Annotated in this window: 13 protein-coding genes; 8 read left to right on the top strand and 5 right to left on the bottom strand. The window is 65.3% G+C overall.

What is annotated here, in order from left to right; translation table 11 throughout:
* Window positions 1-28 precede the first annotated feature (28 nt).
* Together ACODSP_RS20075 and ACODSP_RS20080 are read left to right on the top strand one after the other, a co-directional pair.
* A complete protein-coding gene (locus ACODSP_RS20075) occupies window positions 29-214 on the top strand; it encodes a hypothetical protein (protein WP_488967322.1) in 186 nt (61 codons plus the stop codon).
* Window positions 214-531 carry a CcdB family protein gene (locus ACODSP_RS20080; RefSeq protein ID WP_488967323.1) on the top strand — a complete coding sequence of 106 codons (318 nt, stop codon included), beginning with the start codon at window positions 214-216 and terminating at the stop codon, window positions 529-531. The genes ACODSP_RS20075 and ACODSP_RS20080 overlap by 1 nt, the downstream gene beginning before the upstream one ends.
* 113 nt (window positions 532-644) lie before the next feature.
* Here ACODSP_RS20080 and ACODSP_RS20085 read toward each other — a convergent pair whose 3' ends face one another.
* Window positions 645-2,255: a methyl-accepting chemotaxis protein gene (locus ACODSP_RS20085; RefSeq protein ID WP_488967324.1), complete on the bottom strand. Its 1,611-nt coding sequence runs from the start codon at window positions 2,253-2,255 to the stop codon at window positions 645-647.
* 425 nt (window positions 2,256-2,680) lie between these two features.
* Here ACODSP_RS20085 and ACODSP_RS20090 point away from each other — a divergent pair, with 425 nt between their 5' ends.
* Together ACODSP_RS20090 and ACODSP_RS20095 are read left to right on the top strand one after the other, a co-directional pair.
* The gene (locus ACODSP_RS20090) at window positions 2,681-3,253 is read left to right on the top strand and encodes a 3TM-type holin (RefSeq protein ID WP_488967325.1); all 573 of its coding nucleotides are present in this window, start codon (window positions 2,681-2,683) and stop codon (window positions 3,251-3,253) included.
* Window positions 3,254-3,356: 103 nt separating this feature from the next.
* On the top strand, window positions 3,357-4,067 hold the full coding sequence (locus tag ACODSP_RS20095; protein ID WP_488967326.1) for a cupin domain-containing protein: 711 nt from the start codon (window positions 3,357-3,359) through the stop codon (window positions 4,065-4,067).
* A gap of 84 nt (window positions 4,068-4,151) precedes the next feature.
* Here ACODSP_RS20095 and ACODSP_RS20100 read toward each other — a convergent pair whose 3' ends face one another.
* The 3 genes from ACODSP_RS20100 to ACODSP_RS20110 are packed head-to-tail and all read right to left on the bottom strand — an operon-like array spanning window position 4,152 to window position 7,137.
* Complete coding sequence (locus ACODSP_RS20100; RefSeq protein ID WP_488967327.1) at window positions 4,152-5,156, bottom strand: CmpA/NrtA family ABC transporter substrate-binding protein; 1,005 nt, start codon at window positions 5,154-5,156, stop codon at window positions 4,152-4,154.
* Window positions 5,157-5,158: 2 nt separating this feature from the next.
* Window positions 5,159-5,746 carry an ANTAR domain-containing response regulator gene (locus ACODSP_RS20105; RefSeq protein WP_488967328.1) on the bottom strand — a complete coding sequence of 196 codons (588 nt, stop codon included), beginning with the start codon at window positions 5,744-5,746 and terminating at the stop codon, window positions 5,159-5,161.
* A 17-nt stretch (window positions 5,747-5,763) separates the two neighbouring features.
* Window positions 5,764-7,137, bottom strand: coding sequence for an MFS transporter (locus ACODSP_RS20110; RefSeq protein WP_488967329.1), 1,374 nt, complete (start codon window positions 7,135-7,137; stop codon window positions 5,764-5,766).
* A gap of 477 nt (window positions 7,138-7,614) precedes the next feature.
* Here ACODSP_RS20110 and nirB point away from each other — a divergent pair, with 477 nt between their 5' ends.
* From nirB to cysG, 4 genes are all read left to right on the top strand, one after another.
* Window positions 7,615-10,092 (top strand): nitrite reductase large subunit NirB, encoded by a 2,478-nt coding sequence (gene nirB, locus ACODSP_RS20115; RefSeq protein ID WP_488967330.1) that lies wholly within the window; start codon window positions 7,615-7,617, stop codon window positions 10,090-10,092.
* 6 nt (window positions 10,093-10,098) lie between these two features.
* Window positions 10,099-10,422 carry a nitrite reductase small subunit NirD gene (nirD, locus tag ACODSP_RS20120; RefSeq protein ID WP_488967331.1) on the top strand — a complete coding sequence of 108 codons (324 nt, stop codon included), beginning with the start codon at window positions 10,099-10,101 and terminating at the stop codon, window positions 10,420-10,422.
* 176 nt (window positions 10,423-10,598) lie between these two features.
* Entirely contained in the window at window positions 10,599-13,244 is a 2,646-nt protein-coding gene (locus ACODSP_RS20125) for a nitrate reductase (RefSeq protein WP_488967332.1), read from the top strand.
* Window positions 13,219-14,670 carry a siroheme synthase CysG gene (gene cysG / locus ACODSP_RS20130; RefSeq protein ID WP_488967333.1) on the top strand — a complete coding sequence of 484 codons (1,452 nt, stop codon included), beginning with the start codon at window positions 13,219-13,221 and terminating at the stop codon, window positions 14,668-14,670. The genes ACODSP_RS20125 and cysG overlap by 26 nt, the downstream gene beginning before the upstream one ends.
* Window positions 14,671-14,882: 212 nt before the next feature.
* Here cysG and ACODSP_RS20135 read toward each other — a convergent pair.
* A partial coding sequence (locus ACODSP_RS20135; RefSeq protein ID WP_488967334.1) for an NAD-dependent succinate-semialdehyde dehydrogenase occupies window positions 14,883-16,169 on the bottom strand: 1,287 nt, incomplete at its 5' end.

Below are 16,169 nucleotides of genomic sequence, written 5' to 3' on the forward strand. Positions count from 1 at the left end.
CTCAAGGATATGGTGAGGGACACGGACGATGAGCAGCGCCAAGGCCGTGAAGCAGCCGGTGAACCTGCCGGAGATGACTGAACGAAAGCTATCGGCTACATTCTCGCAAACGGAACTCGCAGAGCGTCAGGCCCGTGCAGACGCCTATATGGAATGGTTTAACGAATGGTCTGCTGAGGCCCCATCTCTGGCTGATGAATGTGGTCCGCTGTAATGGCGCAGTACGATGTGCATCGTAATGCCACACAGTCTCTAAGACTTTATCCTTATCTCATGGTCGTACAATCCGGCCTGTTGCGTCGTTGGAACCGCTGTATCGTGGTGCCACTGGCTGTTACGCCGTCTTCCAGCATGGACGCTGTGACAACACCGGACGTCGAAATAGAAGGCCGTCGCGCGGTCTTCCTGCCCCAACTGATTACCAATGTTCAGAAATCAGCCTTGGGGCCGTTGGTCGGCAACCTTGCCAACCATGGCGACGCTCTGATCCGCGCCCTGGATCAGGTCCTGGCGCGTGGGTATCCAGACTGACCCGCCCCCACTGAAACGACGTCGCTTTCACACCCTCATCCCGAAATCCACCCGGGATGGAACCCGTCACCCTGGCCCCATCCCGTTGCAGCAATCTCCAACTTGTTTGGCGGTCAGGCGGCGCGGACGGTGGCGATGAAGCTTTCGACCTCACGTCGCAGGATTTCCGCTTCCTTCGACAGGCCATTGGCCGACCCCAGAACCTGGGTCGCGGCGGAACCCGCTTCAGCAGCGGCCTGATTGACGCCCGAGATGTTGCTGTTCACCTCGTGGGTGCCACGGGCAGCCTGCTGAACATTGGAAGAGATTTCGCGGGTGGCGGCCCCCTGCTGCTCAATGGCGACCGCGATGTTGCCGGAGATCTCGTTCAAGGTTGCGATGGTCCTTTCCACGCCCTCCACCGCCAGCTTGGCACCGCCGGTCGCAGACTGGATTTCATTGACCTTCGCCTGGATATCCTCGGTCGCGCGCGCCGTCTGGGTGGCCAGGGCCTTCACCTCCGATGCCACGACGGCGAAGCCCTTGCCGGCATCCCCGGCCCGTGCAGCCTCGATGGTGGCGTTCAGAGCCAGCAGGTTGGTCTGCCCCGCAATATCGTTGATCAGTTGGATGACATCGCCGATCTGCTGTGCCGCCGACACCAGGGTCTGCATCGTGTCCGATGTACGCCGGGTCTCCGTCACAGCCTGATTGGCGATATGCGAGGAGTTGGTGACCTGACGCCCGATCTCCTGGATGGAGGAGGACAGTTCCTCGGTGGCGCTGGCGACCGTCTGCACATTGGCCGACGCCTGTTCGGACGCGGACGCCACCACCATGGCCTGACGGCTGGTTTCCTCCGCCGTGCCCGACATGGCGGACGCGGTGGCCTGCATCTCCGTCGCCGCAGAGGCAACGGTTTCCACCACGCCCTTCACCCGCGCCTCGAAGGCATCGGCCAGCTTCAGCATCGCGGCGCGGCGTTCGGCCTCGGCCTTGACCTTCTGCGCTTCCTGTTCGGCCTGCAGCCGTTCCATCTCAATGGCATTCTCCTTGAAGACCTGGACGGCCAGCGCCATTCCGCCGATCTCGTCACCCCGGTCGCGGAACGGCACCTCCACCGCCTTGTCATTGGCAGCCAGACGCCGCATGACGTCAGAGATGCGGGTAACGGGAACGCTGACCCCACGGGCCAGCAGGAAGCCCAGCAGACCCGACAGCAGCGCCGCCGCGGCCATGCCGATCCAGGTCGCCTTCAGCGAGGCCGAAATGGCACCATCCTGTTCCGCCGAACGGGAACCCAGCAGTTCGCGCTCCGTCGTGCTGATTTCTCCCGCGATCCGGCGCAGCGCGTCGAAAGAGGTCTTGCCGGCACCACTGGCTTCCATATCCCGTGCCGCCTGCACGGTGGCCGGGTCCGCCATCAGCGCGATTTCACGGGCGGCGACGGTCTGCTGCCACCGGTCAATGGCGGCCTTCAGATCATCCAGGCGCCGCTGCTGCGTCGGGTTGTCGGCGGTCAGCTTCTTCGCCGCTTCCCAACTGTTGGCAACCAGCTTCGCACCGGCATTGTAGGGGTCCAGAAACTCCTTCTTGCCAGACAGAAGATAGCCGCGCAGGCCCGTTTCCTGGTCCACCATGCCGGATACGACGCCATCAATGGCATCAAGAACCTTATAGGTGTGCGTGTTCCATTTGCTGGTCTTTTCTACCGTCGAGACCTGACTGTACAAATAAAGCCCCATCGCAACGATGACCACAAGGACACCGCAAAATGAAGCGCCAATCCTGGACTTGACGGACATGTTGTTGATGAATGAAGACATTCGCCAACCTCTCGTACCTTACAAGCATGACAGACGGAAAGCCGCAGATAACCTCGCAGCGTTTACCGACAGGAGATGTTATTTTGATGATTTAATTATGCCACATAAGTATGTTCGGGATAGTCAACATGACCTTGCGTATAGAAAACCGAACAGCGGTTACAAATGAACAGCCGCGCCAGACTTGATTCAGGTTCTGGCACACGGGTTTCCAGACTGACCACGTCTTGCTGGAATGATTTTATTCCTATATATTCGATCCACACCCACCCGGACTCCCGGCAAAGGCGGTGGCGGCCCTGATCGGCTGCCGCCGCCTTTGTGCATTTGAAGGATTGAAACCCATGCTGAGCAAGCTGTTACAGGCGCTGGTCGGCGGTGGGGCGCAGGCCTTGGCCGGCGCCATCACGCCCTTTACCGGCGACAGGACCCAGGACGAGACCAGCCGCCATGGCGAGATGCTGGCCCGGTTTCAGCAGTTCGGGGCCGAATTCGCCGACCGTCAGGGCCGCACCTGGTGGGACAGTTTCATCGACGGGCTGAACCGTCTGCCCCGGCCCGCCATGGCGCTGGGGGTGATCGGCATTTTCGTCTGGGCGTCGGCCGACCCGGTGGGCTTTGCAGCGGCGGCGCAGGCCTGGGCCCTGATCCCGGACGAGATGTGGGTGGTGCTGGGCGCCATCATCGCCTTCTTCTTCGGCGACCGCACCCTGCTGTCGGCCCGCCGCACCAGGGGGCCGAGCCTGGAACAGCTGCAGGCCGTCCTGGCGACGCAGCGGCAGATAGAGGCGACCAGAGCACCCGCCCCCATGGACCCCGATCAGTACAAGGCCGAAATGGCCGATGCGGGCCCCCCCCTGTCGGAAGCGGCCATCCGGGAATGGAACCGCCGCAACGGTGCGGGTGCCAAGGGTTGATGCCGGGGACGGCATGAACTGCCGTGGTCGCCGCCCGGATCGGTGCCCGCCGCCGCCCCACCTCCCCTATCGTCGCGGCGCGAACCAGCATGGGGAATGGGATATGGACAGGGTTTTCGGCTTCATCGATCTGCGCGCCTTTGCGGCATCGGCCCTTGCCGATGGTGCGGCCAGCGGCACCTGGACCGACGGGCGCAAGGCCCTGGACCTTGCCCCCGGCCCCGTCACCCTGTCGGCCCTGCGCCTGGCCGCCGGAGAGGGGCAGTCACCAGCGCAAGCGGGCGATGAATTCGTGCTGGTCCTGTCGGGCAGCCTGACCCTGGTGGCGGGCGGTACCGCCGTGACGCTGGGGGCCGATGACAGCGCCGTTGTGCCGCGCGGACATTCCCTGTCCTGGTCGGCCCCCTCTGGCGCCACCCTGCTGATCATGGGCAGTGCGGAAGAAGGCGGGCCGGGTGCCGACCGGGTGGTTGCCATCGATACGGGCGTGGCCCTGACGCCGTCGGGCGCGCCGTTGGCCGAACTGCTGCTGACGCCCACGCCCGCCTGCCGCAACCATACGACCTATGTGTCGGGCAGCGGCACCTTCATGTGCGGTGTGTGGGACAGCACGCCCTATCACCGCCGTGCCATGTATTACCGGCATTTTGAGCTGATGCTGCTGCTGGACGGGTCCGTCACCTTCGTGGACGAGGCTGGACGCGAGGGCACCTTCCACAAGGGCGACATCTTCCTGGTCGAACAGGCCGCCACCTGTTCATGGGAAAGCCGGGTGGACGTGGCGAAGATCTACGCGATCTACCGCCCGGCGTGATTGGGTAGCGCGGATTAGCGAAGCGTAATCCGCGGAAATCCCGGCGCCGTCGTTCCGCGGATTACGGCTTACGCCTAATCCGCGCTACGAAAATGCCCCATCATACAGATCAGGCCGCCAGACGGCGGTTAGTGCCGCCCCCCCATCGGCGGGTGCCTGCAACTGTCCCGCCGCCGCCATCTCCGCCAGCAATCGGCCCACATCCGCCGGATCAGGTCGGTTGCGGTTGGGGGCCGGCATGGCCCCGGCCAGGGTTTCGGCAATCAGGTCTGCCGCCAGCCCGACATGGCGGGGTTCGGCCAGCAGCCGGGCCAGATCGCCCCGGTTGGCCGGATCGGCGCACCAGTCGGCGGCCTTTACCACGGCCCGGATCAGGGCGGATGTGCGGGCGGGGTCAGCATCGGCCCAATCGGCGCGCAGGCCCAGCACCTTTTCCAACCCATCGGGGCGGATATCGGCCTTGGTCACCACCACCTTGCCCACCCCGCGCTGTACCGCGCGCAGGTTCCAGGGTTCGCCCGCGCAATAGCCGTCGATCCAGCCGGCGGCCAGGCTTTCCACCATGCGCGGCGGGGCAATGACGCCGATATTCACCTCCGTGCGCCCATCGATCCCGCCATCGGCCAGCCATTTCAGCAGCTCATAATGGTGGCAGGAGAAATGGAAGACGGTGACGAAGGACAAGAACGGCTTGCCCGCCGCCCGGTCGGCATCGATGACGGGGCGCAGGGCACGGGCGCGCAGGGAAGGCGGCCCCGCCATCACATCGGGTGCCGCCGCCACCATCCGTTCATACAACTCCATCGACAGGGTGATGGCATTATTGGCCAGCCCCAGCGAGACGGGCACCACCAGCGGTGTGGCCGGCACGCCGGCAATGCCGTGATGAATGGCCAGCGCCAGGGGTGCCAGGATATGCGCGCCGTCCACCCGCCCGAAGGCCAGCTTGTCGCGCAGCGCCGCCCAGGACGGGGCACGGTCCAGCACCAGATCGATGCCTTCGGCGGCGGCAAAGCCCATTTCGGCGGCAGCGACGGGAATGGCGCAATCCACCAGGGGTGCGAAGCCCAGCTTGACGATCTCGGCCATTCTCAAAGCTCCATCTCGAAGGCGGTGATCACGCTCTGCGCGATGTCGGACAGTTTGCGGTTCTGCTTCATGGCGGTGCGCCGCATCAGGGTATAGGCATCCTCCTCCGACAGGCCGCGATGCTTCATCAGAAGGCCCTTGGCCTTCTCCACCTGTTTTCGGTCCTGCAATTTGGACTGCGCCTCGTCCCGCTCGCGGCGCAGCCGGTCGAAGGCGTTGAAGCGGGTGATGGCCGTTTCAACGATGGGCTTGATCCGGTCCTGGCGAAGGCCATCCACGACATAGGCGCTGACTCCGGCCTCAATCGCCGCATGGATCATCTGGCTGTCGCTCTGGTCCACGAACATGGCGATGGGTCGCTGCACCACGCGGCTGACCTGGAACATCTGTTCCAGGGTATCGCGGTCGGGGTTTTCCAGATCGATGATGATGACATCGGGCGCCAGGGCCTGGATGCGGGCCAGCAGATTGACCGAGGGGCCAATCGTGCTGACCCGCACCCAGCCGGATTCCACCAGCCCGCGTTCCACCACCGCAGCGCGATCGGGATTGCCGTCAATGATCAGGATATTGGGTTCGGGATTGGCCATGCTTGTATTCGTTACCCTCACTCCGCCGGCACGGGGACCGGTCCCCGCATCTCTTCCACCGCACCCTCATTGAAGCGGATCAGCAGGGTTGGCAGCGACGCCAGCGTCACCGCGATGCCCAGATACATCAGGCCTTGCTGATAGGTGATGCCTTCCGCCTTGAACAAGAAACCGGCGGCCACCGCGCCCATATTGCCGCCCGCCCCGACAATGCCCGACACGGACCCCAGCGCCTTGCGGTTCACGAACGGCACGATGCCGAAGGTGGCGCCGCAACCCATCTGCACGAACAGCGAGAAGAACAGCATCGCCGCCACCGCGATCCACAGAACAGTCATCTGCGAGAACAGCAGCAGCGCCAGCCCTTCGGCAAACAGCACCAGGAACAGCAGACGCACGCGCGCCTGCAGCCCCGCCTGTCCGGCCCAGCGGTCGGAGAGAAAGCCGCCCAATGTGCGGGCAAACAGGCTCATCGACCCGAACAGGCCCGCGATGATGCCGGCGGTGGCGAGGTCCAGCTTGAAATTGTCGAAGAAGTAGATGGCCGCAATATTGTGCAGGGTCAGTTCCACGCCAAAGCAGGCGCCATAGGCGATGAACAAGGCCCAGACGCGGATATCGGACAGGGCCGTCACGAAACCACCCTTCCCCCCATCCTTGTTCCCATTGGCGGGCGGCAGACGGCCGGCGGCGCGCAGATCCTTGAAATCACCCTCCGGGCAATCCTGGGTGAAGCGCCAATAGGCGAGTGCGGCCACCAGCAGCACCAGGCCCGGCACCACCATGGCCAGCCGCCAGGCGTGCGTCTTGTCCACGCCCAGGAACAGGATGCCGGTCAGGACCAGCGGCATCACCATCTGCGTGATGCCACCGCCCAGATTGCCCCAGCCCGCCGTGGTGGCATTGGCCGTACCCACGACGCTGGGCGCGAACATCACCGAGGTATGATACTGGGTGATGACAAAGGCGGCACCGATGGCCCCGATGGCCAGCCGCGCCAGCAGGAACGTCTCGTAACTGTCGGCCAGACCCACGCACATGACGGGCACAGAGCCAAGCGCCAGCAGACCCGTATAGGTGCGGCGCGGGCCGAACCGGTCACACATCGGCCCGATGATCAGGCGCACGGCGACCGTGATGGCCACCGACGCAATCATGATATTGCCGATCTGCCCCTTGGTCAGACCCAGATCGTCACGCACCACCGCCATCAGGGGCGCGATGCCGAACCAGCCGAAAAAACACAGGAAGAACGCGAACCATGTCATGTGAAAGGCCCGCATCTGCACGCTTTTCAGCGTGAACAGGTCGATGCGTGTGGCCTTGTTGCGGATATCCATCGTGATGCCTTTGTCGTCCGGGCCGCCTGCCGGTTCCCCGTCGGCGGCCATGCGTTGCGGCGGGGGATCACCCCCACCCCTGCCTGGTGTCCGCCGTTGGACGATGGAATATCCCTGCCTCGGGACGGGTTTCATTCAGCAATGGCCGTGCCAGTGGGCACAGGCGCGGGATTCCGGGGCTTTGCGCGGCCATGCCGTTTCGCAGTTGCACAAAAATGCATCACCGCCTGGGTGCTGCCTTAATTTTTGGCAACATGGTCACCTAATGGGTCCGCCACAAAGCTCCAGATTCCTGTGATTCCAAAGGGTTGCCGCCTTGGCACGGCATTCGCAGATAGGGGAGCGGCGCAAGGCGATGCAGCGTTGCGACGGCCCTTCCCGGCGGGAGGGGTGCATATAGGGGTCCAAGGCCGGGCCCCACCGGATAATGGCGTCCGAACGTGTGACTGTCCCCAGGCGGGGGACGCTGCACGGTCGGGCGCCTTTTTTATTGCGCGTTTTTTGCGCAAGAGATGGATGGAGCCAGACATGACCCCCTTCTCCGCCCCCCCGGCCACCAGCAGTTCACGCCCCCGGCTGGTCGTTATCGGCAATGGCATGGCCGGCATCCGCGCCGTGGAAGAATTGCTGGAACGGGCGCCCGACCTGTACGACATCACAGTGTTCGGCGCCGAACCGCGCGTGAACTATAACCGCATCATGCTGTCGCCCCTGCTGTCGGGCGAAAAGACCTTTGACCAGATCGTGATCAATGATCTGGACTGGTACGCCAGCAACCATATCAAGCTGCATGCTGGCGACCCGGTGGAACAGATCGACCGTGACGATCAGGTGGTGGTGACGAAATCCGGCCTGTCGGTCCCCTATGACCGGCTGCTGATCGCCACCGGCTCCATGCCCATCGTCATCCCCATCCCCGGCGCGCGCCTGCCCGGCGTCGTCACCTTCCGCGATGTGGATGATGTCGATGCCATGCTGTCGGCCAGTGCCAGGGGCGGGCACGCGGTGGTCATCGGCGGTGGTCTGCTGGGCCTGGAGGCCGCCGTGGGCCTGAAGGCGCGGGGGATGGAGGTCACTGTCCTGCATCTGGCCGGGCACCTGATGGAACGGCAGCTGGACCCGTCCGCCGGTCATCTGCTGGCCAAGGAACTGGAACGCCGGGGCCTCACCGTCCTGACCAGCGCCGACACCGCCGCCATCCTGGGCGACACCCAGGTCACGGGTGTGGCGCTGAAGGATGGCACGAACCTTCCCGCCGATCTGGTGGTGATGGCCGTGGGTATCCGCCCGGATACGCGCCTTGCCGCGGCGGCAGGTCTGGAGGTGGGGCGCGGCATCATGGTCGATGACCATATGGTGACCAACGACCCGGCCATCACCGCCGTCGGTGAATGCGTGCAGCATCGCGGGGCCTGTTACGGTCTGGTGCAGCCGCTGTTTGAGATGGCGAAGATCCTGGCCGATCATCTGGCCGGCAAGCAGGCTTCGGGCTATCCGGGTTCCGTCACCTCCACCAAGCTGAAGGTCACGGGCGTCGACGTGTTCTCCGCCGGTGATTTCAGCGGCGGGCCGGGGACGGAGGATATCGTCTTCCGCGACGCGGGCCGTGGCGTTTACAAGCGCATCGTTTTGCAGGATGGCCGCATCAAGGGTGCGGTGATGTATGGCGATACCGCCGATGGCGCCTGGTATTTCCAGCTTCTGAAGGCAGGAGAGGATGTCAGCGGCCTGCGCGACACCCTGATCTTCGGGCAAGGTTTTGCAGCCAAGGAAGGCGGTGCCGCAAACCCTACCGCCGCCGTTGCGGCGCTGCCTGATACGGCAGAAATCTGCGGCTGCAACGGCGTCTGCAAGGGCACCATCGTCAAGGCCATCACCGAGAAGGGCCTGACCACCCTGGATCAGGTGAAGGCGACGACCAAGGCGTCCGCCTCCTGCGGGTCCTGCACCGGCCTGGTGGAGGGGCTGCTGGCCCACACCCTGGGCGGGGAGTATGAGGCGGCGGGCGTCAAGCCGATCTGCAAATGCAGCGACCATGACCATGACAGCATCCGCCGCCTGATCCGGGTGCAGGAACTGAAATCCATTCCCGCCGTCATGCAGGCGCTGGAATGGAAGACGCCCGATGGCTGCCACACCTGCCGCCCGGCGCTGAATTACTATCTGCTGGCCACCTGGCCCGGCGAATATGTGGATCATGGGGCCAGCCGTTTCGTGAATGAGCGCGTGCATGCCAACATCCAGAAGGACGGAACCTATTCCGTCGTCCCGCGCATGTGGGGCGGGCTGACCAATGCCAAGGAACTGCGCGCCATCGCCGATGTGGTGGACAAGTTCGACATCCCGACCGTGAAGGTGACGGGCGGTCAGCGTATCGACCTGCTGGGCATCAAGAAGGAAGATTTGCCCGCCGTCTGGGCCGATCTGAACGGGGCCGGCATGGTGTCGGGCCATGCCTATGGCAAGGCGCTGCGGACCGTGAAGACCTGCGTCGGGTCGGAATGGTGCCGGTTCGGCACGCAGAAATCCATGGAGGTCGGGGTCAACCTGGAACGGATGACCTGGGGTTCCTGGACCCCGCACAAGTTCAAGATGGCCGTGTCCGGCTGTCCGCGTAACTGTGCCGAGGCGACGATCAAGGATTTCGGCGTCATCGCCACCGATGGCGGCTTTGACCTGCTGGTCGGCGGCAATGGCGGCATCAAGCTGCGCGGCACCGACCTTCTGGCCAAGGTGACGACGGAAGAGGAGGTGCAGGAATATTGCGGCGCCTTCATGCAGCTTTACCGGGAAGAGGCGCATTATCTGGAACGCACCGCGCCCTGGATCGAGCGGGTGGGCCTGGATTTCGTCAAGACGCGCGTGGTGGACGATGCCGATAACCGCCGTGCCCTGCACGAACGGTTCCTGGCCAGCCAGCGCCATGCCCAGGTCGATCCCTGGGCAGAACGCGCACCCAACGCGCCAGCCGCCCGTGATTTCCAAACGCTTGCCACCGTGGAGTGAGCCGCCATGCACCGCCCGCTTGAATGGAAGGATATCGGCCCCCTCACGGACATTCCCGTCCAGGGTGCCCGCCGTGTGGACCATAAGGAAGGCCGCATCGCGGTGTTCCGCACCATCGACGATCAGGTCTTCGCGCTACGCGATGAATGCCCGCACAAGAAGGGGCCATTGTCAGAGGGTATCGTCCACGGCCATGCCGTGACCTGTCCCCTGCATAACTGGGTCATCGATCTGGCCACCGGTTTTGCCACCGGGGCGGATGAGGGCTGCACGGGACGTATTCCCGCGCGGCTGGTCGATGGGCGGGTGGAGTTGGGGTTGGTGGCGTAGCGCCTTTCACCACGTGCATTCGCCCCTGTTTCGTCATCCCGGCGAAAGCCGGGACCCAGCGCAGAGCGGCGTCTGCCGCGACAAGAGTCATATCGGCGCTAACCGCGCCTTAACGCTGGGTCCCGGCTTTCGCCGGGATGACGAGAAAAGTACGAAATTCCCCAACGGAGCACCCCATGTCCACCACCGAAATCCGCACCACCTGCCCTTATTGCGGCGTCGGCTGCGGGCTGGTCGTCAGCCGGGCGCGGGATGGCTGGGTGGTGGGCGGCGATCCCGACCACCCGGCCAACAAGGGCCGCCTCTGTTCCAAGGGGGCGGCCTTGATCGATACGGTCAATGCCGAGGCGGCGGGCGATGTGCGTCTGCTGTACCCGGAAGTGGCCGGTCAGCGCGTCACCTGGGAAAAAGCCATTGCAGAAGTGGCGAGGCGGCTGTCGGCAACCCTGGCCGAACATGGACCCGATGCCATCGCCTTCTACGTCTCCGGCCAGTTGCTGACGGAGGATTATTATGTCGCCAACAAGCTGCTGAAGGGTTTCATCGGCAGCCCGCATATCGACACCAATTCCCGCCTCTGCATGGCCTCCACGGTTGCCGGCCACAAACGCGCCTTCGGGGCCGATGTCGTGCCGGGAAATTACGAGGATCTGGAGATTGCCGATCTGGTGGTGCTGGTCGGCTCCAACCTGGCCTGGTGCCATCCGGTGCTGGCGCAGCGCCTGCGCACCGCGCGGCGGGACCGGGGCACGCGCGTCGTCCTGATCGACCCGCGCGGGACGGCCAGTTCCGATCTGGCCGATCTGCATCTGGCCTTGAAGCCCGGCAGTGACGTGGCGCTGTTCAACGGCTTGTTGGCGCATCTGGACCGGGTAGATGCCATCGACCGCGCCTATGTGATGCGCCATGTCGCTGGGCTGGACGCAGCACTTGAAGCGGCAGCCGAGGATGCGGGCGATGTGGCCGCCACCTGCGGCCTGGACCCTGCCGATATCGCCACCTTCTATGACTGGTTCACATCTACGCCGCGCACGGTCACGGTGTTCAGCCAGGGGGTGAACCAGTCCTCGCGCGGCACCGACAAGGTCAATGCCATCATCAATTGTCATCTGGCCACGGGCCGGGTTGGCAAGCCGGGGTCCAGCCCGTTTTCCGTAACCGGACAGCCCAATGCCATGGGCGGGCGCGAAGTGGGCGGGCTGGCCAACCAGCTAGCCGCCCATATGAACCCCGATGACCCGGCGGATGTCGACCGGCTGCGCCGGTTCTGGACCGCCCCGGCGTTGAAGGGGGGGCAGGGGTTGAAGGCCGTGGACATGTTCCGCGCCATCCGGGAGGGGCGCATCAAGGCCCTGTGGATCATGGCCACCAACCCGGCGGTCAGCCTGCCCGAAGCGGACCTTGTCCGCGAGGCCCTGCGCCTGTGCCCGACCGTCATCGTATCGGACATCGTGGGCAGCACCGACAGCCTGGATTTCGCCCATATCCGCCTGCCCGCATTGGGATGGGGGGAGAAGGACGGCACCGTCACCAATTCCGAACGCCGCATTTCCCGCCAGCGTCCGTTCCGCGACGGACCGGGAGAGGCCAAGGCTGATTGGTGGATTATGTCCAAGGTCGCGGCCCGGATGGGCTTTGGCCCCGCCTTCGCCTGGCGCACACCGGGTGAGGTGTTCCGCGAACATGCCATCCTGTCGGGCTTTGAGAATGATGGCCTGCGCGCCTTCGACATCGCCGCCTGGGGCCGCAAACGGGAAGCCGACTATGCTGGCATGGAGCCGTTCCAATGGCCGATGCCGGCAGGCGCCAAGCGCGGCACCGACCGTATGTATGCCGATGGCCGCTTCACCCACGGCAATGGCCGGGCCCGCATGCTGGCCGTACGCCATGTACCGCCGGTCGAACGCGCCTCCCTGCGCTTCCCCCTGATCGCCAATACGGGGCGGTATCGGGATCAGTGGCATACGATGACGCGCACGGGCCTGTCCGCCCGCCTGTCGGCCCACCGCCCGGAACCGCTGCTGGAAATCCACCCGACCGACGCGCAGGCCGCCGACCTTCTGGAAGGTGAACTGGCGCGCGTGATCAGTTTGCAGGGCGAGGCTGTGCTGCGCGTGGCCATTACCGAGGCACAGCGGGCGGGTCAGGTGTTCATCCCCATGCATTGGTCCGACACGCTGTCGGCCAAGGGGGGCATCGGCCGCCTGATCGCGCCGCATACCGACCCGATTTCTGGACAGCCGGAAAGTAAGCATGTTCCGGTCAGGGTGGAACGGTTCATCACGGCCTGGGCCGGTCTGTTCTTCACCACGCGCCAGCATGACTTTGCCGCCATTCCCTATTGGGTGCGGCAGGAGGCGGGGGCGTGCCGGATTTTTGAGCTGGCCGGGGACGCGGCCCCTGCCCTTTCCGGGCTGGACGATACGGAGCTTCTGGACTTCACCGATCCGGCGCGGGACATCACGCGCCGGGCCTGGGTGAAGGATGGCAGGCTGATCGCCGCCCTGTTCCTGGCCCCCGAACGGCCGGAGATTTCGCGCGACTGGCTGTCCGCCCTGTTCGCCAAGCCGACCCTGACGGCCCTGGACCGCACCCGCCTGCTGGCCGGTCGCGCGCCGGAGACGGAGGGGGCCGATGATGGCCCCATCGTCTGTTCCTGCCATGGGGTGGGCCGCAACAAGATCGCCGCCGCTGTCCGGTCGGGCAAAGCCTGCTCCGTCGCCGATATCGGCAAACTCACCGCCGCCGGCACCGGCTGCGGTTCCTGCCTTCCCGAGATCAAGGAGATCCTGCGCCATGCTGCACCTGTCGTCGCGGCCTGATCCGGCAAGCAACATGCCCTATTTTCCCGTGTTCCTGGATCTGCGGGGCCGGTCGGTCCTGCTGGCCGGGGGCGGTGACGCGGCGGCGTCCAAGGCCCGGCTGCTGATCCGGGCCGGGGCCGATATCCTGCTTCTGGCGGCAGAGGTAGGGGAGGAGATGTTGGAACTGCTGGAAAGCGGGGCCATCCGGCGGCGGGAGACGGAATTCCGGCCAGAGCTTCTGGACGGGGTGACCATCGCCATGGACGGGTCGGGCGATCCCGACTTGACCGACCGTATCCGCTGTGCCGCCTTTACCCGCCATGTGCTGGTCAATGTCGTGGATGTGCCCGAACAGTGCGATTTCACGGTGCCGGCCATCCTGGACCGGTCGCCCGTGGTGGTGGCGGTATCGACGGGCGGCGGCGCCCCGGCGCTAGCCCGCAATATCCGCCAGCGGCTGGAAGCGGCGATCCCCGCCGGCTATGCCAGCCTGGCGCGCGCCGCACAGCGCGCCCGTCACGGCGTACGCGACGCCCTGTCCACCACCCGCGACCGGCAGCGCTTCTGGGACCGGGTCCTGTCAGGCAGCCTTGCCGACCGGCTGATGGCGATGGAGGAGGATGGGGCCGTGGAAGAGATCATGGCCGAACTGTCCCGCTTCACCGCCGGCGGGCGGGATGAGGGCGGGGCCGTCACGCTGGTGGGCGCCGGCCCCGGTGATCCGGGCCTGTTGACCCTGCATGCCGCCCGCGCCATTGGCTCTGCCGATATCATCCTGCATGACGCGCTGGTGCCCGACAGCATCCTGGCGCTGGCGCGGCGGGAAACGCGGCTGGTGTCGGTGGGCAAGCGCGCGGGCTGCCGCTCTGTCCCGCAGGAATTCACCAACCGGCTGATGGCCACCTGCGCCAAGAAGGGGCTGCGCGTGGTGCGGTTGAAGGGTGGGGACCCGTTCATCTTTGGCCGCGCCGGCGAAGAAGCGGAGTTTCTGCGCAGTCACGGCGTGGCGGTAACGGTAATCCCCGGCATCACGGCAGCGATGGGCGCGGCGGCGCAGCTGGGCCTGCCGCTGACCCATCGCGGGGTGGCGCGGTCGATGCGCGTGGTCACCGCCCATTGCCGCACGTCGGGCGAAACCGATGCCATCGACTGGACCAAGCTGGCCGATCCCGGCACCACCCTGGCGCTCTATATGGGGCGCGACCGGCTGGGCGATATTGCGGGCAGCCTGATCAAGGCCGGATTGCCACCGGACACGCCCGCCGCCCTGATCGCCAATGCCTGCAGACCCGACGCCGAGGTGCGGTTTGCCACCATCACCGCCCTGCCCCACGCGCCGGCACTCAACGACCCGGCGGCACCGTCATTGATCCTGGTGGGGGATGCGGTGGCGCATGCGCCGGGGTGGGCGGTGATGGGGATGGAGCAAATCAGTGCGGCGTGATCACGGACTGCCCACCCTTCAGCCACACTCCCCTCTCGTCATCCCGACGAAAGTCGGGACCCAGGGGCTACAGGCTCAAACCATGCCGCAGCGGTGATCAACACTGCCGAGAGGTCGGGCGTGCTGCCCCTGGGTCCCGGCTTTCGCCGGGATGACGAAATGGCGAAAGATAATGAAAGGGTAGCGACAATAGGCGGTGAACGTCCCGCCCCTCAGCCCACGGCCATGGAGATGTATTTGACCTCCAGATACTCATCCAGGCCCAGGCTGCTGCCCTCCCGGCCCAGGCCGGACTGTTTGACGCCGCCGAACGGCGCGATCTCGGTGGAGATCAGGCCCTCATTCACGCCGACCATGCCGCTTTCCAGACCTTCGGCCACGCGCCAGATCCGGCCCAGGTCGCGGCTGTAGAAATAGGCGGCAAGGCCGAATTCGGTGTCGTTGGCCAGACGCAGCACCTCCTCCTCACCCCGGAAGCGCTGAATGGCGGCGACGGGGCCGAAGATTTCCTCATGCGCGATCCGCATCTCACCGGTGACACCGGTCAGGATCGTCGGCTCATAGAAGCAACCGCCCAGATCATGGCGCTTGCCGCCCGTGACCAGCGTCGCGCCTTTCTCCAGGGCGTCGGCCACCAGTTCCTCCACCTTCTCAACCGCGGCCCGGTTGATCAGCGGACCCTGATTGACGCCGGCCTCTACACCATTGCCGACCTTCAGCTTGCCCACTTCCTCGGCCAGCTTGGCAACGAAGGCATCATGGATGCCATCTTCGACGAACAGGCGGTTGGCACAGACGCAGGTCTGACCGGAATTGCGGTATTTCGACGCCATGGCACCGGCCACCGCCGGCCCCAGATCGGCATCGTCGAACACGATGAAGGGCGCGTTGCCGCCCAGTTCCAGGGACAGGCGCTTGACCGTCGGCGCACTCTGCGCCATCAGCAACCGGCCCACGCGGGTGGAGCCGGTGAAGCTGATCTTCCGCACGATGGAGGACGCGGTCAGCGAGCCGCCGATGGCCACCGGATCGCCCGTGACAATGTTGATCACGCCCGCCGGAATGCCCGCGCGTTCGGCCAGCACCGCCAAAGCCAGGGCCGACAGGGGCGTGGCTTCCGCCGGTTTCAGCACGACCGTGCAGCCCGCCGCCAGGGCCGGCCCCAGCTTGCGCGTAATCATGGCGTTGGGGAAGTTCCACGGCGTGATGGCGCCCACCACGCCCACCGGCTGTTTGATGGTGATCAGGCGCGATCCGCGCTTATGCGTGGGGATGACATCGCCATAGGCGCGGCGGGATTCTTCCGCAAACCAGCTGATGAAGCTGGCGCCATAGGTGATTTCCCCCTTGGCCTCGGCCAGGGATTTGCCCTGCTCCAGGGTCAGCATCAGGGCCAGATCATCGGCAGCGTCCAGCATCAGATCGTGCCAGCGCATCAGCAGCTTTGCCCGTTCCTGCGCCGTCCTGGCGCGCCAGGACGGCAGGGCGGGAGCGGCCGC

This window comes from Niveispirillum sp. FG156 (assembly GCF_057809555.1).